Source organism: Agrobacterium sp. O3.4, from assembly GCF_041414895.1.
GTDB lineage: Bacteria > Pseudomonadota > Alphaproteobacteria > Rhizobiales > Rhizobiaceae > Agrobacterium > Agrobacterium cucumeris.
In genome coordinates, this window is record NZ_JALPZP010000009.1 from 20,259 (window position 1) to 43,288 (window position 23,030).

Consider the following 23,030-nt stretch of genomic DNA (forward strand, 5'->3'; position numbering starts at 1 on the left):
ATTGTCCCACCGCATGCGATCCATTAAGGCCAAGTTTGCCGTGGTGATCATAGGGACAGCGATCGTCTCTTGCGCGTCTGTCGGAGCATTGAGCTACCAGATCGGAAAGAACGGTTTGATCGAGGCGAGCAAGATCCGCCTTGAAGCGATTGCAGCCAATCAATCGAAGGCGCTCCGGGCCTATGATGAACGGGTCGAGCAGACGCTGACCGAGATCGCGCAGAGCCAGTCGCTCGGAGAGATGACGGAGCAGGCCGGAAAGGCCATCGCAATGTCTGATGCCAAGATAAGGGAGGCGTTCCAGGACATGTCGAAGAGCCCCGCACAAAGAGCGGCTTTCGACGGATCGACCGTCAAGATGCTCTATGCCGTCAAGCATAGCTCGGTGCATGGGCCACTCTTCAGCGCCTGGAAGAATGCCGATCTCAGCGATATCTTCGTCATCGATAACAATGGCCAGGTGGTCTATACGGTCACCAAGGGACCCGAGTTCATGGCGGCCGTCCAGGATTCGCAGAATGCCGCCCTGAAGTCCCTGTTTGCCTCATCCATCGCCGGACCGGCCGACCAAGTGTATCGGACGGGGTTCGTTTCGTTCAAAAGCGAGGAAAGCGATGTTTCGGCTTTTCTTGCCAAACCCCTTGCCAACGTTGTCTGGGGCTCTGTCGTCAAGCGCGGCACCGTCGTGATCCGTATCGCGCCGGCAAAGCTTTTGGCGCTCATTTCGCCCGAGGGCTTGGGACGGAGCGTCGACGAGGCGTTTCTGATTGCCGCCGACGGCACCTTGAGAGCAGGCAACGTCGCAGCGGAAAATGGAGTGCCGCCGGAGCTGCTCAAGGCCGCGAACGAGCAGAAGAATGGCTCCGTCTTCGCTGATGGGGCCCATGGTTCAAATTTTTACTCCTACGTCCCTGTCACCCTCTTTGGTCAGCCGCACCTTCTCGTCATCGGCCAGAGCAAGGCTAATGTCGTCTCCTCGGCAAACGAGCTTGCAAAGTGGGCCGCGCTGACCGCTCTCGCCGTCCTTTTCGGAATGGGTATCGTCGGGTACATCTTCTCCTCCCGTCTTACGAAGCCGCTCGCGGACATCACAGGCCTGATGAACCGCCTGAACAATGGCGATCAGGCAATCGAGATCCGGTCCGTCTCGCGTTCTGACGAAATCGGCATCATGGCGCGGGCGCTCGAATCCTTCCGCCAGGGGGCAGTCGACAAGGTGCGAATGGAGGAGGAGGCGATCCAGCGTAACCGTCAGATCGAAGAGGAAAGGCAACTCCGCGAGACGGACAGGGAAAAAAGCGCGGCCGAGCTGGAACATGCGGTCTCGGCACTCGCCGCCGGCCTGAAGAACCTGGCCGACGGGCGGCTCGATCATCGCATTGCGACTCCTTTCGCGCCCTCCCTCGACCAACTGCGGAAGGATTTCAACGGCTCGATGATGCGGCTGCAGGCGACGATGCGCCAGATCCGCGACAATGTCGAAATGATCCAGGGCAATGGCAACCAGATGGCCGAGGCGGCCGAGGATCTTGCCAAACGGACTGAGCAGCAGGCTGCTTCGCTCGAAGAAACGGCAGCCGCCGTCGACGAGATCACCGTCACGGTTCGCTCGTCGGCGGAACGTGCCAAGGATGCCGACCAGATCGTCCGCCAGGCCAAGCAGAGCGCCGACGATTCAGCCATCGTCGTCAACAATGCGATCGATGCGATGGGCCGGATCGAAGAAGCCTCCCGCCAGATCGAGCAGATCACCGGCGTCATCGACGAGATCGCCTTCCAGACCAATCTGCTGGCGTTGAATGCCGGCGTCGAGGCGGCACGCGCCGGCGATGCGGGCAAAGGCTTTGCCGTCGTTGCCCAGGAGGTGCGTGAACTGGCGCAGCGCTCCGCCAAGGCGGCCAAGGAGATCAAGGTCCTCATCAACAAGTCGACGGCCGAGGTCAATACCGGCTCGCATCTGGTCCAGGAAACCGGTTCGGTCCTTGCGAAGATCAGCTCGCAGATCGTCACGATCAGTCAGCATGTCGAGACGATCGCCCGCGGCAGCCACGATCAGTCGAGTGCGCTGCAGGGGGTCAACTCGACCGTCAATCAGATGGACCAGATGACACAGCACAATGCGGCGATGGTCGAGGAGACGACGGCCGCGAGCCGCGAACTCGCCTCCCAGGCTGACGGCCTGTTGGCGCTGGTCCAGCACTTTCAAATCGGAGGCGAAGATGAAGCGGCGTTGGCCCACAGTCGGGCGGCGTGATTTGCCGCAGTTGACATCGATTGACGCGGCGTCCCGTTCTTTCAAGGCCTCTTCTACGGCCGGTCCCGCGCATGTCGGGCTGGGATGGTGGCGGTGAACCCAGCCGCCACCACGGTCTTCAACTTTCCACCATGAAACGGGAGATGAATGGCAGGCTTGCAGCACCGACGGCCTTCGGCGTGTTCAATATGCCGCTCGGCATCACGGTCACTTCGGGAACCAGCTTTTGCAGCGAGACGCAGATGTTCCGATAGACGACATTCGGCACGAATGAAGAAACGATCACCGCTTCGAGCTCGACAAATTGCGCGAGCGACTTGACGATGCCCTGCATCTTTTCCGCCAGTTTGCCTTCCCATTCGAGAACCAGACTGTTCTCCGGCCATGGTGCGAGCGGCTGCCACAGGTGATCCGTTGGCGCGCCCACGGCGGTCAATACGGATTCCAAAGATGCCACGCCGACATCGAAACTGACCACCGAATTGCCGTGGTGGATCTGGTGGTTCAAGACCAGGCGGCTGTGGAGGTTCGCGCCGATATAAAAGTAGAGATAATCGGAAAACGGCTTGGCGACACCGAACATGCTTTCGCCGCTGGCCGCAGCCGTAATGTCGTTCTGCACGAACACCGAGTAGCCGGTAAGCTCCTCGACTTCCTTCTGGAGCGAGTCGAAGTAGGCCTTTTCCTCACGCCCCTCCGAAGCGCTCGACGGAAGCGCAAGGCCAATGCCGGCTAGACGCTTTTGAGCATTCTTGGGGACGATGTTCACCGCCTGACGAATGGTCTCGATGAACATTGTCTGGTTGCTGTCGCGTTCGGGCTGCGGATTAGGCAATTGCATATGATAGCGAACGGCGCCGGCAAAATCGATCAGAACGACGTCGGTACGCTTCAGGCCGACACTGATGCCGATCGAAAAGGCCCCTTCCGGATTGAGGGCAACCGGAACGGTCGGAGGCCCGACCCGTCCCTTCTGGGCTTCCCCCTTCGCAACCAGTCCTTCCTGCTCCAGCGACCTGACCAGCACCGAAATAGTCTGGGCTGAAAGGCCCGTCCGTTCGCCGATCTCCAATCGGGTGATCTCGCTGTTCTGAAGCAACAGCGACAGCAGCAGGCGCTCATTGTAACTGCGCACGCTGACCGCATTCAGGCCGGTTGCCCGATCGGCAATACGCAAGGGATTGGGTGGTGCAAAACGCATATCAGGCATCAATGCAATCCTCTTGGAGTAAGGCATAAAGATGTACTGGCATCCATTCGTAACGTCGCTGCGGCAATATCATCATCTCCAACCGATCGCCTCGACTTCCCTGGCGAGCGCCGTTCCCAAGGCTTCATGCGCTTCCCGATTGATGTGAAAGCCATCGCGCGGATCGCAAGCCGCGACGGTGGCGGCGTCAAAAAAATGTACTTCGAGCGAATCGGCAATGATTTCGAATTCGAGGGCGAGACGCCGGGATTTCTCCTGGGCGCCGAAAAATATGGGTTCCCATTCCTTGATATCGTCCAGCATCGGCGGTGGAGCAACCACCATGATTTCGGGGGGCTTGCCGGCCGGACCGGGCGCCAGCTCCCGGATATCGTAGACCAGGCAGCCAATCCCCATCGCCACTTCGGAGGGAGGCTGGTGGAAACGGGCTTTCAGGTCGTTCGTCCCGAGCATGATGATGACGAGATCGAGGATTGCGTGGCTCATGAGGCATGGCCGGAGGTAGGTTCGGCCATTCTTCATCGGGCCTTCGATCGGATCGTCTCGAACCGTCGTACGGCCGCTCAAGCCCTCCTCGACCACATACCACTTGCTTCCAAGCTCCCGTCTCAAAACGCCTGGCCAGCGCTCGTCCGGCCCATATCGATCGAGCGGCGAGCCGCCCGGAATCTGGCCATGCGTATTCGAGTCGCCGTAACATAAGACTGACCGCATTTCCTCCCCACCTTTATGGCAAATCATAAAGACGCATGAACATTCAACGGCGATTATGGCCTTTGTCGATCCATGGTGCAAGTTTATTGATATTCATTCAGTCTGAATAATTATTGACAGCCGTTTATCCGTGTGGCATTTCTATGAATGGGAGAGCAAGATTTTCCAGGAACTGAACATAGCCAGCCCAGTCATCCAATGGCTTTGGCCCGCGATTAAAGCCGCTTCAGCGGCCTGGATAAATGTGTCTCCGTGGCAATGGAGATCCGACGTCGAGAGGACGACGGTGTTTGAGCAAGGGAGGAAATCTCGTGAACGGCTATGTGAAATCTATCCTCGGGGCTACGCTTTTGATGGCGTCGACCGCGGGCCCGCTATGGGCGGATGAAGTCAAGTTTATGGACGGCATCACGCCGAAGGCTGGCGACAATCCGCAGACGGAAGCCGGGAAGTACAAGAAGGACTGCGGCTGGGTTATCGGCATGAGCGATTTTGGCGTCAACGCCAACACTTGGACCGTTCAGGTTGCTCACGAATCGGAAGCGGCGGCCGCAGCCAACAAGTGCATCAAGAAGTTCATCCTGCTCGACGCCGGCTTTGACCAGAAGAAGCAGGTTGCCGACATCGAAGACCTGATCGCCCAGAAGGTCGACGCGATCATCGTGCAGCCGGTCACCTCCACCTCCGCAAACGCCTCCATGAAGAAGGCGATTGCCGCCGGCATCCCGGTCATCGTTCATACCGGTCGCGTCGAAACAGAAGACTACACGACCGAGATCCAGGGCGGCGCCGAGCACTTCGGCAAGGTCATGGGCGACTGGCTCGTCAAGACCGTCGGCGATAACGGCAAGATCTGGGTTCTGCGCGGTCTCGCCGGTCATCCGGAAGACACCAACCGCTATAATGGCCTTCTGGAATCCCTCAAGGGCACGAACGTGAAGATCGTCGCCGAAGAGCACGGTGACTGGCAGTACGACAAGGGCAAGAGCGTTTGCGAAACGCTTTACCTGAACAGCCCCGATGTCGATGGCATCTGGTCGTCGGGTGCCGACATGACGCGCGCCTGCGTCGACGTCTTCAAGCAGTTCGGCGCCAAGATCCCGCCGATCTCCGGAGAAGGCAACAACGGCTTCTTCGGCCAGTGGATCCATGACGGCTTCCAGTCGATCTCGGCTGAATATTCGCCGGCCCAGGGCGCCGAAGGCGTGCATGCCGCTGTCGCACTGCTGGAGGGCAAGCAGCTCTACAAGCACTACGACTACAATCCTCCGGGCTGGGACCTGGAGAAGGTCAAGAAGTATTACCGCGACGATCTCTCGGCGAACGTCTGGTGGCCTTCCCAGCTCTCCGAGGACGACCTGAAGAAGTATTATACCAAGAACTAAAATAGCCTCCCAAGGCGCATCCGCCGGTTTCATTCCGGAACCGGCGGATGGTGACCGAGCGGAGCTGCATGGATTGGGAGGAACGAATGGCCAACCTTATAGAAATGTCGAACATTTCAAAGTCGTTTGGCGGAAGTCTGGCACTGGATAGAGTGTCGCTGGAGCTCTTGCCGGGTTCCGTCCATGCCCTGATGGGCGAGAATGGCGCTGGCAAATCGACGCTCATGAAGATCCTCGCGGGCGTTCACCAGCCTGATAGCGGCGAGATCTTCAAGAACGGACACAAGATCGCCTTCCTCAATCCGAAAGAGGCGCTCGACTTCGGCATATCGACGGTCTTCCAGGAGATGACGCTTCTGGCGAACCTGACGATCGCCGAAAACATGTTTCTCGGGCGCGAGCCCGTAACGCGCTTCGGCACCGTCGACTACAAACGGATGAATGCCGAAACCGGAAAGGCGCTGAAAGAGCTGTCGCTCGATCTTGATCCGCGGACGCTGGTTTCGAACCTCACGATTGCCGAACGGCAATTCGTCGAAATCGCCCATGGCATCAAAGCCGATGCCTCGATCTTCATTCTCGACGAGCCGACCGCCGCACTCAACGCCGCTGACGTCGAGATCCTCAACAAGCATATCCGCCGACTGCGCGATGCGGGCAAGGCCCTCGTCTACATCTCGCACCGCATGGATGAAATTTTCCAGATATGCGACACGGTCACGGTTCTGAAAGACGGCAAGCTGATCGGCACGCGCCCGCTTTCGGAAATGACGCCGACATCGCTGATCGCAATGATGGTCGGCCGGGAATTGAAGGACCTTTTCCCGGCAAGGAACGCCTCGGCAGCCTGCGAACCGATGCTCGACATCAAGCACTTCAAGATCGGCGCTTCGTCAAAGCCGTTCTCACTGCATGTTTGCAAGGGTGAGATCGTCGCACTTGCCGGGCTCGAAGGACAGGGTCAGCAAAAACTCCTCCGCTCGCTGGTCGGCAAATTCCAGCCGTTTTCCGGCACGATCACACTGAACGGAAAATCGCTGGCCTTGCCCGTGCCGAACGAGAACGGTGTGCGCAAGCTGCAGCAGATGGGCGTGGGCTTCATTCCTGAGGACCGCAAGGAGGAAGGCTTGTTCCTCAACCTCCCGATCGCGCACAATATCGAGATCGCGCTCCATTCGGCACGAGCAGGATTTTCCCCCGCGAAGAACTATCGCAAGCTCGTTGCCGACACGATCAAGCGGCTCAACGTTCGCACGATCAATGCGTCCGCGCCCGTCGGCGCGCTCTCCGGCGGCAATCAGCAGAAGGTCCTGCTTGGCCGCTATATCGCCGCCAATCTCGACATCCTCCTGATCGAGGAGCCGACGCGCGGTGTCGATATCGGCGCCAAGTCTGAAATCTACAAGCTGCTTCGCGACTTCACGCAGAACGGTGGGGCCGTGCTGGTCCTGTCGAGAGAAACTGTCGAGCTCATCGGCCTTTGCGATCGCATCTATGTCGTCCATGGCGACACGGTCGTTGCCGACATGCCCGCCGCCAAGGCGACCGAGCACGACATCCTCGACGCCGCCTTGAGCGCGTGAACGCCAACAGAGAACCAATCCGATGACCAAGACCCTCACAAGACTATTCAAGGGAAATCAGAGCCGCCAAGGTCTCTGGATCGTTCCCCTGCTGATCACGATCGTTCTCAGCATCGCTCTGATCATTCAGACGGACCAGTTCCTGAACCGGGAAAATCTGTTCAACCTGGTCGCGCAGGCAATGCCGCTCGTCATCACCGCGGTCGGTCAGCTGTTCGTCATCCTCGTCGGCGGCCTCGACCTGTCCGTCGGCTCGCTGATCAGCTTCACGACGGCCATCCTCGCGCTGGACGCTCCGGGCTACATCACGATCCCGGCAGTCTTCCTGCTGGCGGCCCTGCTCGGCCTGACCAACGGCATCGTGATCACTCGTCTCAACGTCCATCCGATCATCGCGACACTGGCGATGCAGTACATCGTCCTCGGCGCTGCGCGCATCTTGCGTCCGGTCTCCGGCGGGACCATTCCGGATGTCGTCATCAGCTCGGTCTCGGGGTCGTTCCTCGGCATCCCCATGCCGATATTCTGGGGCATTTGTGTCGCCCTGGTCGCCTGGAAACTGCTCTACGGCTCGCGGTTCGGCCTGCATCTCTTCGCGATCGGCGGCGGTATTGCCAGCGGCGTCGAAGACGCGACGCGCAACTTCGGTGTTGCCGACAAGCGCAACGTCATCCTCGCCTATGTTGCCTGCTCGTGCTTCGCAGCCCTTGCTGGCGTGTTCCTGGCCGGCCGCATCGTTTCCGGCGATCCAAATGTCGGGCTTCTCTTCGAACTCGACGCGATCACCGCCGTCGCCATTGGCGGCACGCAACTCTCCGGCGGCGTCGGCAGCCTGCAGGGAACGATTATCGGAGCCCTGGTACTGGCGCTCCTCTCCAACGGCATGAACCTGGTCAACGTTTCGCCGTTCATTCAGACGGCGATCAAGGGCGGCATCCTGCTCCTTGTCGTCGGTTTCCAGACACGCAAGAAGATGGGGCTCTAAGATGTCAGCCTTCGCAAAAAATCCCGCAATTCAGCGAATGCTTAAGATTGCGCCCGCCTATTATGTCTTTGCATTGCTGCTGATCGTCCTGTGGGTCTCGCGCCCGCAGATGCTGAACGCAAATGTCATGGGCATCTTCATTCGCCAGGTCGCCCCGCTCGGCGTCCTCGTTCTCGGGCAGTTGCTCGTCATGCGGGTCAAAAGTATCGACCTCGCCGGCGGCGGCGTCATCCTGCTCGTCAACTACTTCATCTCGTCCGGCCAGTTTCCCGGAATGTCGGCGACCGGTTTCGTGCTGCTCGCGCTCTTCACGGGCACCGCGATCGGGCTGTTCAACGGTTTCATGGTGGGCAAGCGCCGCGTCTCGGCTGTTATCGTGACGCTTGCGGTCAGCATCATCCTCGTTGGTGCCGTGCAGTTCCTGTCGAGCGGCAAGCCGCCGGGTAACGTGCCGAGCTACTTCAACGATATCTATAACGTCAAACTCGGCCCGCTGCCCCTCCCGGTCCTGTTCTGGGTGGTGCTGACCACGCTGCTGTCCCTGCTTCTGTCGAGAACGGTGTTCGGCCGTTACGTGACCTCGGTCGGCGCAAACGCGGAAGCAGCGCATTTCTCAGGCGTACCCGTCGAACGCACCGTCGTCGTGGCGCATACGCTGGCAGGCCTGATCGCCGGCATCGCGGCTCTCGTTCAAACGGCTTCGATCGCAGTCGGAAGCGTTCGCGTCGGCCTGGATCTGCCGATCCTTTCTGTTGCCGCAACCATTCTCGGCGGCGTGGTCTTCGGCCGCGGCGAAGGCGGCGTCTGGGGACCGTTCTTTGGTGTCCTTTCGTTCGCGCTCCTCTTTGTCGTGATGACGTCGTTCGGCGTCAGCGACTCCGGGAAGCTCATCGCGCAAGGCCTCATCATTCTCCTTGCGGCCATTTTCTACGGCCTCAAGGCGCGTACCAACTAGTCGTCATCGGAGGAGTAATGACATGGCAGAAAGCCGCTCGATATTGTGTTTTGGGGACTCACTGACATGGGGATGGATTCCGGTACCCGAGTCGTCGCCGACACTCAGATACCCCTTTGAACAACGCTGGACCGGCGCAATGGCCGCAGCACTCGGTGACGGCTATACGATCATCGAGGAAGGCTTAAGCGCCCGCACCACGAGCGTCGAGGATCCGAACGATCCCAGGCTGAACGGCAGCGCCTATCTGCCGATGGCGCTCGCCAGCCACCTGCCGCTCGATCTCGTCATCATCCTGCTCGGCACCAACGACACCAAGTCGTATTTCCGCCGCACGCCTTACGAGATCGCCAACGGCATGGGCAAGCTTGCGGGACAGGTTCTGACTTCGGCCGGCGGCATCGGCACGCCCTATCCTGCCCCGAAGCTTCTGATCGTCTCGCCGCCGCCGCTCGCTCCCATGCCTGACCCATGGTTCGAAGGCATGTTCGGCGGTGGCTACGAAAAGTCCGTCGAACTTTCAAAGCAGTACAAGGCGCTCGCCAACTTCCTGAAGGTCGACTTTCTCGACGCCGGCGAGTTCGTCAAGACCGATGGCTGCGATGGCATCCATTTCTCGGCTGACACGAATATCACGCTCGGCCAGGCAATCGCAGAAAAGGTCAAGGCGATTTTCTCTCAAGAGGCGAAGAAAGCTGTGGCCTAGCAGCGTTCCGTCGCCGGCCGCCAGGCGCCATCCTCCCAGGCGGCTGGCGGTCCTTTTCCGCAAACAAGATTTGAGGCTCCCATGACCGGCTATGTTCTGGCGATCGACCAGGGGACGACGTCCTCCCGAGCCATCGTTTACGGCCCCGATGCCCAGCCGATCGCGATCGATCAAAAAGAGATATCACAGTCGTTTCCGAAGTCGGGTTGGGTCGAGCACGACGCCACCGAAATCTGGGATTCTGTTGTTGAGACCTCCCGTACCGCTCTCGCGCGAGCCGGCATCGAGGCGCGCGACGTTGCGGCGATCGGCATCACCAATCAGCGCGAAACCTGCCTCATCTGGGAGCGGTCGACGGGCAAGCCGATCCATCCGGCGATCGTCTGGCAGGATCGCCGCACCTTCGGCGCATGCGAGGTCCTTCGCGCAGACGGGTTTGGCCCGCTGATACAGGAAAAGACCGGCCTTCTGCTCGATCCCTATTTCTCCGCCACCAAGATCGCCTGGATCCTCGACAATGTCGACGGCGCGCGGCGTGCGGCCGAGAATGGCCAGCTGCTGTGCGGCACGATCGACACTTATCTCACCTGGATGCTCACCGGCGGCGCCGTGCACGCGACGGACGCCACCAACGCGTCGCGCACCTCGCTGTTCGATATTCGTCAGAATCGCTGGGACGACGAATTGCTGGGCGCCTTCAGAGTCCCGCGGGCTCTCTTGCCCGAGGTCAAGGATTGTGCCGACGATTTCGGCCAGACGGTTGCCGCCCATTTCGGCGCTCAAATTCCAATCCGGGCGCTCGCGGGCGACCAGCAGGCGGCTCTGCTTGGTCAGGCCTGCCTGAAGCCCGGAATGCTCAAATCGACCTATGGCACGGGCTGCTTCGTGGTCCTGAACACCGGCGATCAGATCGTCAGATCGTCCAATCGTCTGCTGTCGACCATTGGCTATCGCCTCAATGGCAAAACGACTTATGCACTTGAGGGTTCGATCTTCATGGCGGGTGCCGCGGTTCAATGGCTGCGCGACTCCCTGAAGCTCATCAAGGCGGCCGACGAGACGGGCCGTCTCGCGCATCTGGCCGACGAACAGGAAGACGTTTACCTGGTGCCGGCATTCACCGGGCTCGGCGCGCCGCACTGGAATTCGCAAGCCCGTGGCGCGATTTTCGGCCTAACGAGAGGCACGGGGATCGCCGAGCTTTCGCGGGCGACGCTGGAATCCGTCTGCTACCAGACGCGCGATCTCCTCGAGGCGATGGCCTCCGATTACCCGATGGACGTCAGGGGTGCGACCCTGCGCGTCGATGGCGGCCTGTCGGGCAGCGATTGGGCCATGCAGGCGCTGGCCGATTGCCTCGGAAGCGTCATCGAGCGGTCGCAAAGCCAGGAAGCGACAGCTTACGGAGTTGCGGCACTCGCCGGCGCGCAAGCGGGCGTCTGGCCCGATCTTCAGACCTTTGCCGCGAACTGGAAGGCAAAGCGCAGCTTCACCCCCAACCTCAACACTGACGAGCGGGCGCGACGCTATCGGAAATGGCGCGCCGCCGTTGCAAGCACGCTTTCCTATGCGGCAACGGCGTGACGTTACGGGAGACCGACATGGCAGATAAGATCCACGACCTGTTCGTAATCGGCGGCGGCATCAACGGTTGCGGGATCGCGCGCGACGCGGTCGGTCGCGGCTATTCGGTCGCGTTGGCGGAGATGAACGACTTTGCATCCGGCACATCATCGGGTGCCACCAAGCTCATCCATGGGGGCCTGCGTTATCTCGAACATTACGAGTTCCGGCTGGTGCGTGAATCGCTGATGGAGCGCGAAGTGCTCTGGGCGATGGCGCCGCACATCATCTGGCCGATGCGCTTCGTGCTGCCCTACCAGAAAGGCGGCATCCGCCCCGCGTGGCTGATCCGGCTCGGGCTCTTCCTTTACGACCATCTCGGCGGCCGCAAGCTGCTGCCGCCGACGGCGGTACTCGACATGCGCCGCGACGAGGCGGCCAAACCGCTGAAGGCGCTCTTCTCCAAGGCGTTTGAATATTCCGACGGCTGGGTCGACGATGCCCGCCTCGTGGTGCTCAATGCCCGCGACGCCAGCGACAAGGGCGCGCTGATCATGCCGCGCACCAAGGTTGTCTCGGCGCGGCGCGAGAACGGGCTCTGGACGATCGAGACGGTGGATACGGTCTCCGGGATCGCGGCGGTTCACCGCGCACGCATGCTCGTCAATGCGGCCGGTCCCTGGGTCGACCATGTGATCCGCGGCGCCTTCGGCAAGAATGAGGCGCGCAACGTCCGTCTCGTCCAAGGCAGCCATATCGTGGTCAAGAAGAAGTTCGAGGGGCCGCGGGCCTATTTCTTCCAGAACCCCGACAATCGCATCATCTTTGCCATTCCCTATGAGGACGAGTTCACGCTGATCGGCACCACCGATCGCGACTTCAGCGGCGATCCGAAGGACGTCAGGATCTCGCAGGAGGAGACGGAATACCTCTGCAAGGCGGCGAGCGAATATTTCAAGGAGCCGGTCAGGCAGGACGATATCGTCTGGACCTATGCAGGGATCCGCCCGCTTTTCGACGACGGCGCCACCAAGGCGCAGGAGGCAACCCGCGACTATGTGCTGAAGCTTGACGGCTTCGTCGGCAGCGAGGTCAACAGGGCTCCGCTCCTCAACGTCTTCGGCGGCAAGCTCACCACCTACCGGCGTCTGGCAGAGCACGCGTTGGAGAAGATCGGTGAGGCGATCGGCACCAAGGGGGCTCCCTGGACGGCCAAGAGCCATCTGCCGGGCGGCGACTTTCCGGTTCAAGGCTACGAGGCGGAGGTCACCAAGCTTCACAAGGCCTATCCATTCCTCGCCGCTTCGCATGCGCGCCGGCTTGTCCGCCGCTATGGCACAAGAGCATCCGTCCTTCTCGGCACTGCCGGGAAAATCGAGGATCTCGGCCGGTTGTTCGGGTCCGATCTCTACGAAGCCGAAGTGCTCTACCTGATGGCGCACGAATGGGCGCGCACGACGAATGACATTCTCTGGAGACGCTCGAAGAAGGGACTGCATCTCAGCCACAGCGAAGTGGCCCTTCTCGACCAATTCATTTCTGAGATCATCCAGCGGCAGGTTGCCGCGCAGTGAGATTTTTCGGCGGGCCGTAGCGCATCGATCATGCCGGCCGGCCGCCTGACATTTGAGGAGTTTTGATGTCGGACAAGATTTATCCGGTCACCAAACCGGTGGAGAGCCATGCGCTGATCAATAAGGCCGAGTACCAGGAATGGTACGAGGAGAGTGTCGCTAGCCCCGAGCAGTTCTGGGGCAAACACGGCAAGCGCATCGACTGGTTCAAGCCTTACACCCGCGTAAAGGACACCTCTTTTACCGGGGATGTCTCGATCAAATGGTTCGAGGACGGTGAGACCAATGTCTCCTACAACTGCATCGACCGGCACCTCGCAACAAACGGTGATCAGGTCGCCATCATATGGGAAGGTGACGATCCATCGCTCGACAGGAAGGTCACCTACCGCGAGCTTTACGAGCACGTCTGTCGTATGGCGAACGTCTTGAAGAAGCACGGGGTCAAGAAGGGCGATCGTGTCACTATCTACATGCCGATGGTGCCGGAAGCGGCCTATGCGATGCTCGCCTGCGCCCGCATCGGCGCAATCCATTCCGTGGTGTTTGGCGGCTTCAGTCCCGAGGCGCTGGGTGGCCGCATCGTCGATTGTGAATCGACCTTCGTCATCACCTGCGATGAGGGCCTGCGCGGCGGCAAGCCGGTTCCGTTGAAAGCCAATGTCGACAAGGCGATCGACATCGCCGCGCGCGGTCATGTCATGGTCAAGAACGTGCTCGTCATCCGCCGCACCGGCAGCCCGCTCAGTTGGGCGCCGGGCCGCGACCTCTGGCATCACGAGGAAGCAGCCACTGTTTCGGCCGACTGCCCGCCCGAGCCAATGAACGCCGAGGATCCACTGTTCATCCTCTATACTTCAGGCTCGACCGGCAAACCGAAGGGCGTTCTCCACACCACCGGCGGCTATCTCGTCTACGCCTCGATGACCCACGAATATGTCTTCGATTACCAGCACGGCGATATCTACTGGTGCACTGCCGACGTCGGCTGGGTCACGGGACACTCCTATATCGTCTACGGACCGCTCGCCAACTGCGCAACGACGCTGATGTTCGAGGGGATCCCGACATTCCCCGATGCCGGCCGGTTCTGGGATGTGATCGATAAGCACAAGGTCAACATCTTCTATACCGCCCCGACCGCAATCCGTTCGCTGATGGGCGCCGGCGATGATTTCGTCAAACGATCCAGCCGATCCAGCCTGTGGTTGCTTGGCTCGGTCGGCGAGCCGATCAACCCCGAAGCCTGGGAATGGTACTATCACACGGTCGGCGACGGGCGCTGCCCTGTTGTCGATACCTGGTGGCAGACGGAAACCGGCGGCATCATGATCACGCCGCTGCCGGGTGCGACCGACCTGAAGCCAGGCTCGGCCACTCGGCCCTTCTTCGGCATCAGGCCGGAGCTCGTCGATGCCGAAGGCAAGCTCATCGAAGGGGCCGCCGACGGCAATCTCTGCATCGCCGACAGCTGGCCAGGTCAGGCGCGTTCCGTCTATGGCGATCACAAGCGCTTCATCCAGACCTACTTCTCCACCTACGAGGGCAAGTATTTCACCGGCGACGGCTGTCGCCGTGATGCCGACGGCTATTATTGGATCACAGGTCGCGTCGACGACGTCCTCAATGTCTCCGGCCACCGGCTGGGGACGGCGGAAGTCGAGTCCGCCCTGGTTTCGCATCACCTCGTGTCCGAAGCCGCTGTCGTCGGCTATCCACACAACATCAAGGGCCAGGGCATCTATTGCTATGTCACGCTGATGGCGGGCAGCGAAGGGTCCGAGGAGTTGCGCCAGCAGCTGGTCAAGCATGTCCGCGCGGAAATCGGCCCGATCGCGTCGCCTGATAAGATCCAGTTCGCGCCGGGCCTGCCGAAGACCCGCTCGGGAAAGATCATGCGCCGCATTCTGCGCAAGATCGCCGAGGACGATTTCGGGTCGCTCGGCGACACCTCGACGCTTGCCGATCCCGCTGTCGTCGACGATCTGATCGTCAACCGCCAGAACAGGGCCGAGGCGGCCTAGACCGAAGGAAAGGACTATCCCATGAGACTGATCCTGATGGGCCCGCCCGGGTCCGGCAAGGGGACCCAAGCCAAGCGCATCTGCGAAAAGCTCGGCATCCCGCATCTATCGACCGGCGATATCCTCCGGGCCGAGGTCAAGGCGGGAACGCCCCTCGGTTTGGCGGTCGCGGCCACCATGGCAGCCGGCGGGCTCGTTTCCGACGATACCGTCTCGGCGATCGTCGCCAACCGGATTGCCAGTCCGGAAGCTCAGCGCGGATTCGTACTCGACGGGTTTCCGCGCACGATTTCGCAGGCGGCGTCGTTGGATCAATCGCTCGGGGAGCATTCCCTGACTGCTGTCATCGAGCTCGTCGTCCCGGAGGAAGAACTTTACGACCGCATCTGCCGAAGGGCGGCAGAGTCTGCCGGCGCACAACGCGCCGATGACAATGCGGCGACATTGGAACTGCGCCTCAAGGCGTATCGGGCCGAGACCCTTTCGGTGAGCGAGTTCTACAAGGGTCGGTCGCCCTACTTTCAGGTCGACGGCCTCGCCGTTCCCGAGGAAGTGACCGCCCGGATTCTGGAGATCCTGGAGTCGGCCGCGGCCGAATATTCCTGAGACATTACTAATTCGAGATCAATTTTACCGGATATTCATTCACTCAGAATAATTATTATGGGACCTCGTTATCTTGGGTGGAGAATCATGAGCATTCATTTTGACTTCCTGCTGTTGCGCGGACCGATCCGGACTAAAATCTTTTGTCTGCTGACGCCGATACTGATCGGCATCGCAGGCTTGAGCCTCGTCAACTATCTCTCAGGCAACATGCTGAATACCCAGCTCGCGAGCAGTTCGAGCGGGATGGTCACGCTGTCTGCGATCAAACAAGCCCAGGACGGGATGAACTCCTTCCTGCTCGAGGCGACCGAGGCCAAGCGCGATGCGCTGAAGGCGCTGCTCGCAGACCAGAGCGCTAAGATATCGACGAGCCTGTCCTTCGCTCAAGAGCAGGATGAACGGCAGAGCCTGGTTGCCGCCGGGACGATTGCCGAAGAGGTCTCCAGGACGATCGACGGCCTCTGGGACATGCACAGCGACGAGAGGAAACTGCGGGAAGGGATTTCCAGCGATCTCGCAACCCTGTCGGATGTGCAGTCCAAACTGCAGACCTATCTGAACATTCCCGCCGATCAGGCGGCAGCACAAGCGGCGACCGCCGAAACGCTGAACAAGATCAATTCCATGAACTACGAACTTCGGATCGCCGCTTCCGACTTTCTGGGTGGAATGAACGACGATACCCTCAAGAAGGTGAAGGGCCGTCTCAAGGGCCTGGGCTTCTATCTGGGCAAGGTCAAGGAACAGCATGCCGCCAACGGTCCTATCCAGGAACTGGCCAGCAAAGCCATCGACGTGATCGGCGGGACCTCGGAGAGGTTCGACCAGCTCCTCGTCAAGGTCGGAGAACGTGACGCCGCCTTCAAGGCTGCGAGCGCCAGCATGAATGACGCCTGGAACAAGATCCTTCTATTCGCCGACATCCAGCGCGGCCATGCCTCCGCGGCCCAAGACCAGGCGCAAACCATATCCTTAGTGACGACCGTGATCGCCCTGCTCTTCGGCTGCGTCGCCGGCTATCTGCTGCTCAGAACCATCAAGTCTCCGATCGAAGCGCTCACGGCCTCCATGAAGGCGGTTGCATCAGGCAAGCTCGATGAAAAGATCGGCAGCGTCGAAACGCGCGACGAGATCGGCGAGATGGCAAGGGCGCTTGATGTCTTTCGCCACAACGCGCTCGAAAAGATCCGCGTGGAAAATGAGGCGGAACAGTCGAGGTCACTCGCGCGCCAACAGCGCCAGGAAGACGACCTCCGCAAGACCCGCGATGCGGCTGCCATCAGTAACGCTGTCGAGGCGGTTGCATCCGGCCTGCACAAGCTGGCGAGCGGCGATCTGACCGTGACCATCGGCCGTCCCCTCGATGGTGAGCTCGATCAGCTTCGGCAGGACTTCAATGCCTCGATGCTGCACCTGCAGGCGACGATGCGCCAGATCCGCGACAATGTCGAAATGATCCAGGGCAACGGCAACCAGATGGCCGAGGCGGCCGAGGATCTTGCCAAACGGACTGAGCAGCAGGCTGCTTCGCTCGAAGAAACGGCAGCCGCCGTCGACGAGATCACCGTCACGGTTCGCTCGTCGGCGGAACGTGCCAAGGATGCCGACCAGATCGTCCGCCAGGCCAAGCAGAGCGCCGACGATTCAGCCATCGTCGTCAACAATGCGATCGATGCGATGGGCCGGATCGAAGAAGCCTCCCGCCAGATCGAGCAGATCACCGGCGTCATCGACGAGATCGCCTTCCAGACCAATCTGCTGGCGTTGAATGCCGGCGTCGAGGCGGCACGCGCCGGCGATGCGGGCAAAGGCTTTGCCGTCGTTGCCCAGGAGGTGCGTGAACTGGCGCAGCGCTCCGCCAAGGCGGCCAAGGAGATCAAGGTCCTCATCAACAAGTCGACGGCCGAGGTCAATACCGGCTCGCATCTGGTCCAGGAAACCGGTTCGGTCCTTGCGAAGATCAGCTCGCAGATCGTCACGATCAGTCAGCATGTCGAGACGATCGCCCGCGGCAGCCACGATCAGTCGAGTGCGCTGCAGGGGGTCAACTCGACCGTCAATCAGATGGACCAGATGACACAGCACAATGCGGCTATGGTCGAGGAAACGACGGCCGCGAGCCGCGAACTCGCCTCTCAGGCCGACAGCCTGCTGGCCCTGGTTCAGCAATTCAGGATCGAAGGAAATGCACGAGAATTTGGGTTCTCAAACGCCGAGGAGTTGTCGCACCAAAGACCGGCCAGCCAGAGCGCGGCGTGAGGTCGCCACCGAATTACATTGGCCGGACAGAACTGCGTCTGAAGCGGAGTAACGAAATCGGATCTCACTGGATTTACGAGACAGGTTGAAACATCGACATGACAATCACACCGGACATAGAACTTGGCGCTTATCTCCACGAGACGAAAGTCGATCCTGCCCTGGCAAGCTTGGTTGAAAGCATAGCAGCCTCAGCGATCGTTGTTGCCGATCACCTGAAGGAAGCAGCCTTTCAGAACCATATAGGCAGCTCCGGCACGACGAATGTCCAGGGTGAAGATCAGAAGCTCCTCGATGTCCTGGCCGATCGTGTGTTTCGCGAAACATGCGGCGAGGCGGTCTCGCTTGCTGCCTATGTTTCCGAGGAGGCGGAGGAGGTCACGTGGTTGAAACCTCCAGCCGCTGGCGACCTCATCCTTTACGTCGATCCGCTGGACGGCTCATCGAACCTTGAAGTCAACCTTTCCGTCGGTTCGATCTTTGCGGTGAGTCAGGTCCAGGCGGACGGCGACACCAATGTTCTACGCAAGGGGCGAGAGTATCTCTGCGCCGGCTATGCCATCTATGGCCCCTCGACGCTCTTCGTTATCACATTCGGCCTCGGCGTGGTCGGCTTCACGCTGGATCCGTCTGACGGGCAATTCAAACTGACCAACGCGCGCATGCGCGTGCCGACGGAAACGACCGAGTTTGCCGTGAATTCGTCGCGCCAGCGTTTCTGGGATGAGCCGATCCGACGCTATGTCGACGAATGCCTTGCGGGATCGGCAGGGCCGCGCGGACAGGACTTCAACATGCGCTGGACCGCCTCGATGGTGGCCGACGTCCATCGCATTCTGACCCGCGGAGGGGTGTTTCTCTATCCGGCGGACGAGTCCAATCGCCGCGCCGGCGGCAAGCTGCGCCTGATGTATGAAGCCAATCCCATGGCGTTCCTCGTCGAGGCGGCCGGCGGTGCAGCATCCACCGGAACCGAAGACATCCTTCGCATCCAACCACAGGCTCATCATCAGCGCGTGTCGGTGTTGCTCGGCTCGAGCAACGAAATCCAACGCCTGGTGCAATTTCACCAAATCCATCACTCGCAAGAGGAGATCGGCTCTTAAATGGCTCTCGTCACCCTTCGTCAATTGCTCGACCACGCCGCCGAGAACGGCTACGCCATCCCGGCTTTCAACGTGAACAACATGGAGCAGATGCTCGCCATCATGAAGGCTGCTGATCGTACCGACAGCCCGGTCATCATGCAGGCAAGCCGCGGCGCCCGAGCTTTTGCAGGCGACGCGACGCTGTCGCATCTGATCCGTGCGGCGATCGAGATGTATCCGCATATCCCGGTGTGCATGCATCAGGACCACGGCAATTCGGCGTCGACCTGCATGTCGGCAATTCTTGCCGGCTTCTCCTCGGTGATGATGGACGGTTCCCTCTCTGAAGATGGGCGCACGCCTCTCAGCTTCGAAAATAATGTCGCCGTCACGGCCAAGGTTTCGGAGATGGCGCATCTGGTCGGCGTCTCCGTCGAAGGAGAAATCGGCCATCTCGGCTCGTTGGAAAGCGGCCGCGGCGAAGCAGAAGATGGGCACGGCTTTGACGGCGAGCTCAGCCGCGACATGCTTTTGACCGATCCGGAAGAGGCTGCCGAGTTCGTGCGCTTGACGAAGGTGGATGCGCTCGCCATCGCCATCGGCACGTCTCATGGCGCTTACAAATTCTCCCGGAAGCCGGACGGCGACATCCTTTCCATCAAGCGCCTGAAGGAGATCCACGCCCGCCTGCCCGATACCCATCTCGTCATGCATGGGTCGTCGTCCGTGCCCCAGGAATTGCAGGAACTGATCAACGCGCATGGCGGCGAGGTCAAACCGACCTATGGTGTTCCGGTCGAGGAAATCCAGGAAGGCATCCGCCACGGCGTTCGCAAGGTGAATGTCGACACCGACCTTCGATTGGCGTTCACGGGGGCGATCCGCCGCGTCTTTGCCCTTCATCCCGGGGAGTTCGATCCACGCAAATACCTCGCCCCGGGCATCGAGGCGATGGCAGCGGTCTGCGGCGACCGATACGAGCAGTTCGGCGCCGCCGGACATGCCTCCGCCATCAAGCCCTTGCCGCTTGCCGAGATGGCGAAGCGATATAGCCACTAACCGGGGGCAAGAACTTGAGTAACACTCCCCGCCGGCTCATCGTCGGCAACTGGAAAATGAACGGGCTTACGGCCGATCTCGCCGAGATCGAAAAGGTCGCCTGGAACATCGGCGAGCTGAATGCGGATGTGGCTATATGTCCTCCGGCAACGCTCCTGCAATCCGCCGTGAGGATAATCGCCGGAAGCCGGCTTCTTCTCGGTGCCCAGGATTGCAGCGCTCAGGAAGCTGGCGCCCATACCGGCGACATATCCGCCAGGATGATCGCCGATTCCCGCGCCCGCGTCGTCATACTCGGTCATTCCGAGAGGCGGCAATATCAGGGCGAGACGGACGCGATGGTCAGGCGCAAGGCCGAGATTGCGGTGAGCGCCGGCTTGATGCCAGTAATTTGCGTCGGTGAGACAGAAGCGGAGCATCTCCGCCAGGAGACGCTTACTGTCCTCAAAAACCAGCTGCAGGGTTGCCTGCCCGCCGAAATGAACGAGCTCGCCTTGGTCATAGCTTATGAGCCGGTCTGGTCGATTGGGACCGGTCGGCTGCCCGAACAAAGCGAAATTCTCGCCGCCCATGCCTGCATCCGATCCAGTCTGATCGATGCCTATGGATCGATCGGTGCACAGCTCAGGATCCTCTATGGTGGATCCGTCAAACCTGAGAATTCGGCCGAGATTCTTGCTCTTGAAAATGTCGACGGTGTTCTGGTCGGCGGCGCCAGTCTGCGCGCGGAAAGCTTTCTTCGGATCTGCGAGGCAACCGGGAGGTAGGTCACCAGTCGTTCCGCTGCGGAAGTCAGGGGCAAACCCATCGGGCGGATCGTTCGCCCTGTTGCTCGAGGATGAAAATAAACACCAACGAAAGCAGGTTGGTCATGGAACATTGGATGCTTTCGCCCATCGAAAAGACCTGCCTTCGATGGGTGTCGATGGGAAAGACTGTTGATGAAATCGCCCTGCTCCAAGGCAGAAGCGTCATTGAAATCGAAAGCTATCTCGAGCAAGCGCTTGCTGCACTCGAGGCGAGTTCGATGCAGGAGGCTCTCGAGAAGGCAAGCCTTTCGGAGCCCGACTGATGTTGGCCGCAGGGCGGCGAGCAGCAAACCCACGACCTTTCAACGACAGGGATGGCGATGAAATGACCAATCATGTGAACAATCAGAGCAAGGCCAAAGCGCCGAGCCCGATCGATGTCGAGGTGGGAGCAAGCGTGCGCGGAATGAGCCAAAGCACACTCGCCGAGGCTTTGGGCGTGACGTTCCAGCAAGTCCAGAAATACGAGAAGGGCACGAACCGCGTCGGCGCGAGCCGTTTGCTCAATGTCGCCACTCTGCTCGGTGTGCCGGTGTCGTATTTCTTCGACAGCCAGAGCCGTGATGGAAAACCCGATGGGCTGACAGGCACCGGCGCCGAGATGGAGCTCAGCGCCTTCCTCGATACCGACGAGGGGCGAGACCTCAACGTCGCCTTCGCCAGGATAGCAAGGCCGGCACTGCGCCGTCAGGTCCTATCCCTCGTCAAGGCCATGGCCGCGACGGATGTAAAGGGTTCCCGCGGGAACGCCTAGTTTGGTGCCGCTCCGGTTATGCGGCGAAACTCAACTCCTGGAGATGCCCATTGCAGCATGCTGCACTCCGACATGGCAACATCGCGCAGGCCGGCCCGGTTGGTCAGCTGGATCGCGATCACGTGTCTTGCGTCGGGGACAGCCATTACATCGTCGGCCGGTTCCACGCCTGGAAAGGAAAGTGCCATTCAGCCCTGAAGCTGGCGTTCGATGGCGCGCCAGACGCTTATTTGCTTTACCTGCCCCTATCCACCACGCCTGGGACACGTTCGGGGGCACTGCGCCTTTCGACGGCACAGGCAGTTGGTTTTCTGGAGGATCTCGCTCAGTTCGATGAGCTGACCCCTCATGAACATTCCAGCTATATCGGCCTCTCCTTCGCAAAGTCGGCGATGGTGCAACAGGTCAGTGAACTCTTGGATGGGCCTGTCACGGCAGACCTTCATTTCGACCGCATCGTCGATCTGACCACCGAGAAGGGTCTGCGGCTGGCCGCACTCGGCCATCTCGTATGGAGCTGTCTTAATCTTTCCGACGCGGATCGATTGGCGCCGGCTGCCATCGAGCGGCTGTTTGAGTCGACGATGATCGCACTTCTGGAGGTTGTTCCCAATAGCTACATGCCGCGGCTCGAGCGGCCGGTCTCGCCGGCGGTGCCCCGGCAGGTGAAACGGGCGATCGAGTATATGCATGCCAACCTGTCGCAACCTCTCACTGTTGCGTCGATAGCCAGCGAGACCGGTACGAGCGTCAGAGCATTGCAGGTCGCCTTCCAGCGGTTCAAGGGCACAACGCCTTTGGGCTATCTCAAAACGATCCGCCTCGAAGCAGCGCGCCGAGCGCTGGTCGACGATACCGGCTCGCGGTCGATCGCCGACGCGGCACGCAGTGCAGGGTTCACCCATATGGGGCGGTTTGCGGCCGTCTACTATCAGGCTTTTGGCGAAACGCCGTCGGAAACGATCCGGACGAGATAGATTGCCAGTCAACGGCAATGTCGAAAGCGGAAACCATCTTCGTGTTGCGGAAGTCAGCCGCGAAACTGGCATGGTATGAAATGCGTGCGCGAACCGTTCATCTCCCCCGGAAGCAGCCCAATCCCGCTCTTTTGTGATGGCGTCCTGGCCCGGCGCCGGATCTTCCACGATCAACCCGTTAAGGGTCCGCTAGCAAGCTGCGGCCGCTTCGGCTTCGCCTCGCGGTGATCGCGCCCGTCGCCGGGCCTTTTGAGGAGCCATCGAGCGGGATTGGCCCGCTCCCGCAGGAGCCTCTTATATGTCGCACGATCTTTCCCTCGCTCAGTCCCACGCCTTCCAGCTTTCCCGCGACCTGATGGTCCCGGTCACCGTCTTCGAAGTCGACGGCGAATATGGCGTCCTCCCTTCTGACGAGATCGACGCCGGTGACGCCCTTGAGATCGTCAATGAGTTCTTCCCCTGGCCGGCTCATTGAGCCGGCCGCCAGTGCCTTCGGCGTGCCGCTTGCGCGCGGCAGGCCGC

General features: G+C 60.5%; 19 protein-coding genes and 1 pseudogene. 18 read left to right on the top strand and 2 right to left on the bottom strand.

Annotated elements, in window-relative coordinates:
• Window positions 1-859 precede the first annotated feature (859 nt).
• A pseudogene (locus M0412_RS24570) lies at window positions 860-2,254 on the top strand (methyl-accepting chemotaxis protein); the annotation flags it as partial.
• A 118-nt stretch (window positions 2,255-2,372) separates the two neighbouring features.
• Here the strand turns inward: M0412_RS24570 and M0412_RS24575 are convergent.
• Window positions 2,373-3,464 (bottom strand): ROK family transcriptional regulator, encoded by a 1,092-nt coding sequence (locus tag M0412_RS24575; RefSeq protein ID WP_234888140.1) that lies wholly within the window; start codon window positions 3,462-3,464, stop codon window positions 2,373-2,375.
• A gap of 72 nt (window positions 3,465-3,536) precedes the next feature.
• Window positions 3,537-4,205, bottom strand: a complete 669-nt coding sequence (locus M0412_RS24580) for an SGNH/GDSL hydrolase family protein (RefSeq protein WP_012475956.1) — start codon at window positions 4,203-4,205, stop codon at window positions 3,537-3,539.
• Window positions 4,206-4,531: 326 nt separating this feature from the next.
• Between M0412_RS24580 and M0412_RS24585 the strand changes: the two genes are divergently transcribed.
• The 17 genes from M0412_RS24585 to M0412_RS24665 all read left to right on the top strand — a co-directional run bounded on the left by M0412_RS24585 (window position 4,532) and on the right by M0412_RS24665 (window position 22,983).
• Window positions 4,532-5,563, top strand: a complete 1,032-nt coding sequence (locus M0412_RS24585) for an ABC transporter substrate-binding protein (protein ID WP_161991478.1) — start codon at window positions 4,532-4,534, stop codon at window positions 5,561-5,563.
• A gap of 86 nt (window positions 5,564-5,649) precedes the next feature.
• On the top strand, window positions 5,650-7,146 hold the full coding sequence (locus tag M0412_RS24590) for a sugar ABC transporter ATP-binding protein (RefSeq protein WP_077768141.1): 1,497 nt from the start codon (window positions 5,650-5,652) through the stop codon (window positions 7,144-7,146).
• Between the two features lie 22 nt (window positions 7,147-7,168).
• The gene (locus M0412_RS24595) at window positions 7,169-8,131 is read left to right on the top strand and encodes an ABC transporter permease (protein WP_012475959.1); all 963 of its coding nucleotides are present in this window, start codon (window positions 7,169-7,171) and stop codon (window positions 8,129-8,131) included.
• A gap of 1 nt (window position 8,132) precedes the next feature.
• Window positions 8,133-9,086 carry an ABC transporter permease gene (locus M0412_RS24600; RefSeq protein WP_012475960.1) on the top strand — a complete coding sequence of 318 codons (954 nt, stop codon included), beginning with the start codon at window positions 8,133-8,135 and terminating at the stop codon, window positions 9,084-9,086.
• A gap of 22 nt (window positions 9,087-9,108) precedes the next feature.
• On the top strand, window positions 9,109-9,792 hold the full coding sequence (locus M0412_RS24605; protein WP_012475961.1) for an SGNH/GDSL hydrolase family protein: 684 nt from the start codon (window positions 9,109-9,111) through the stop codon (window positions 9,790-9,792).
• A gap of 81 nt (window positions 9,793-9,873) precedes the next feature.
• Window positions 9,874-11,376, top strand: a complete 1,503-nt coding sequence (gene glpK, locus M0412_RS24610; protein ID WP_012475962.1) for a glycerol kinase GlpK — start codon at window positions 9,874-9,876, stop codon at window positions 11,374-11,376.
• Window positions 11,377-11,393: 17 nt separating this feature from the next.
• Window positions 11,394-12,929: a glycerol-3-phosphate dehydrogenase gene (gene glpD, locus M0412_RS24615; RefSeq protein WP_077768140.1), complete on the top strand. Its 1,536-nt coding sequence runs from the start codon at window positions 11,394-11,396 to the stop codon at window positions 12,927-12,929.
• 65 nt (window positions 12,930-12,994) lie between these two features.
• Window positions 12,995-14,953 carry an acetate--CoA ligase gene (gene acs / locus M0412_RS24620; RefSeq protein WP_077768139.1) on the top strand — a complete coding sequence of 653 codons (1,959 nt, stop codon included), beginning with the start codon at window positions 12,995-12,997 and terminating at the stop codon, window positions 14,951-14,953.
• Window positions 14,954-14,974: 21 nt separating this feature from the next.
• The gene (locus M0412_RS24625) at window positions 14,975-15,559 is read left to right on the top strand and encodes an adenylate kinase (protein WP_012475965.1); all 585 of its coding nucleotides are present in this window, start codon (window positions 14,975-14,977) and stop codon (window positions 15,557-15,559) included.
• An 87-nt stretch (window positions 15,560-15,646) separates the two neighbouring features.
• Window positions 15,647-17,821: a methyl-accepting chemotaxis protein gene (locus M0412_RS24630; protein WP_202048392.1), complete on the top strand. Its 2,175-nt coding sequence runs from the start codon at window positions 15,647-15,649 to the stop codon at window positions 17,819-17,821.
• 98 nt (window positions 17,822-17,919) lie between these two features.
• Complete coding sequence (locus M0412_RS24635; protein WP_012475967.1) at window positions 17,920-18,927, top strand: class 1 fructose-bisphosphatase; 1,008 nt, start codon at window positions 17,920-17,922, stop codon at window positions 18,925-18,927.
• Window positions 18,928-19,968 (top strand): class II fructose-bisphosphate aldolase, encoded by a 1,041-nt coding sequence (fba, locus tag M0412_RS24640; RefSeq protein ID WP_012475968.1) that lies wholly within the window; start codon window positions 18,928-18,930, stop codon window positions 19,966-19,968.
• Window positions 19,969-19,982: 14 nt separating this feature from the next.
• Complete coding sequence (tpiA, locus tag M0412_RS24645; RefSeq protein ID WP_077768138.1) at window positions 19,983-20,735, top strand: triose-phosphate isomerase; 753 nt, start codon at window positions 19,983-19,985, stop codon at window positions 20,733-20,735.
• Window positions 20,736-20,839: 104 nt separating this feature from the next.
• Complete coding sequence (locus M0412_RS24650) at window positions 20,840-21,040, top strand: LuxR C-terminal-related transcriptional regulator (protein WP_077768137.1); 201 nt, start codon at window positions 20,840-20,842, stop codon at window positions 21,038-21,040.
• A 62-nt stretch (window positions 21,041-21,102) separates the two neighbouring features.
• On the top strand, window positions 21,103-21,531 hold the full coding sequence (locus M0412_RS24655; protein WP_077768182.1) for a helix-turn-helix domain-containing protein: 429 nt from the start codon (window positions 21,103-21,105) through the stop codon (window positions 21,529-21,531).
• 50 nt (window positions 21,532-21,581) lie between these two features.
• The gene (locus tag M0412_RS24660) at window positions 21,582-22,508 is read left to right on the top strand and encodes an AraC family transcriptional regulator (RefSeq protein ID WP_077768136.1); all 927 of its coding nucleotides are present in this window, start codon (window positions 21,582-21,584) and stop codon (window positions 22,506-22,508) included.
• A gap of 298 nt (window positions 22,509-22,806) precedes the next feature.
• Complete coding sequence (locus M0412_RS24665; protein WP_162854299.1) at window positions 22,807-22,983, top strand: hypothetical protein; 177 nt, start codon at window positions 22,807-22,809, stop codon at window positions 22,981-22,983.
• Window positions 22,984-23,030: the final 47 nt, after the last annotated feature.

Bases quoted from the DNA above. Each gene is read 5' to 3' on its own strand.
- M0412_RS24635 (WP_012475967.1), top strand. From the start codon at position 17,920: ATGACAATCACACCGGACATAGAACTTGGCGCTTATCTCCACGAGACG.
- fba (WP_012475968.1), top strand. From the start codon at position 18,928: ATGGCTCTCGTCACCCTTCGTCAATTGCTCGACCACGCCGCCGAGAAC.
- glpD (WP_077768140.1), top strand. From the start codon at position 11,394: ATGGCAGATAAGATCCACGACCTGTTCGTAATCGGCGGCGGCATCAAC.
- acs (WP_077768139.1), top strand. From the start codon at position 12,995: ATGTCGGACAAGATTTATCCGGTCACCAAACCGGTGGAGAGCCATGCG.
- M0412_RS24580 (WP_012475956.1), bottom strand. From the start codon at position 4,205: ATGATTTGCCATAAAGGTGGGGAGGAAATGCGGTCAGTCTTATGTTAC.
- glpK (WP_012475962.1), top strand. From the start codon at position 9,874: ATGACCGGCTATGTTCTGGCGATCGACCAGGGGACGACGTCCTCCCGA.
- M0412_RS24625 (WP_012475965.1), top strand. From the start codon at position 14,975: ATGAGACTGATCCTGATGGGCCCGCCCGGGTCCGGCAAGGGGACCCAA.
- M0412_RS24605 (WP_012475961.1), top strand. From the start codon at position 9,109: ATGGCAGAAAGCCGCTCGATATTGTGTTTTGGGGACTCACTGACATGG.
- M0412_RS24595 (WP_012475959.1), top strand. From the start codon at position 7,169: ATGACCAAGACCCTCACAAGACTATTCAAGGGAAATCAGAGCCGCCAA.
- M0412_RS24630 (WP_202048392.1), top strand. From the start codon at position 15,647: ATGAGCATTCATTTTGACTTCCTGCTGTTGCGCGGACCGATCCGGACT.
- M0412_RS24650 (WP_077768137.1), top strand. From the start codon at position 20,840: ATGGAACATTGGATGCTTTCGCCCATCGAAAAGACCTGCCTTCGATGG.
- M0412_RS24590 (WP_077768141.1), top strand. From the start codon at position 5,650: ATGGCCAACCTTATAGAAATGTCGAACATTTCAAAGTCGTTTGGCGGA.
- M0412_RS24655 (WP_077768182.1), top strand. From the start codon at position 21,103: ATGACCAATCATGTGAACAATCAGAGCAAGGCCAAAGCGCCGAGCCCG.
- M0412_RS24585 (WP_161991478.1), top strand. From the start codon at position 4,532: ATGGCGTCGACCGCGGGCCCGCTATGGGCGGATGAAGTCAAGTTTATG.
- M0412_RS24600 (WP_012475960.1), top strand. From the start codon at position 8,133: ATGTCAGCCTTCGCAAAAAATCCCGCAATTCAGCGAATGCTTAAGATT.
- M0412_RS24665 (WP_162854299.1), top strand. From the start codon at position 22,807: ATGTCGCACGATCTTTCCCTCGCTCAGTCCCACGCCTTCCAGCTTTCC.
- M0412_RS24575 (WP_234888140.1), bottom strand. From the start codon at position 3,464: ATGCCTGATATGCGTTTTGCACCACCCAATCCCTTGCGTATTGCCGAT.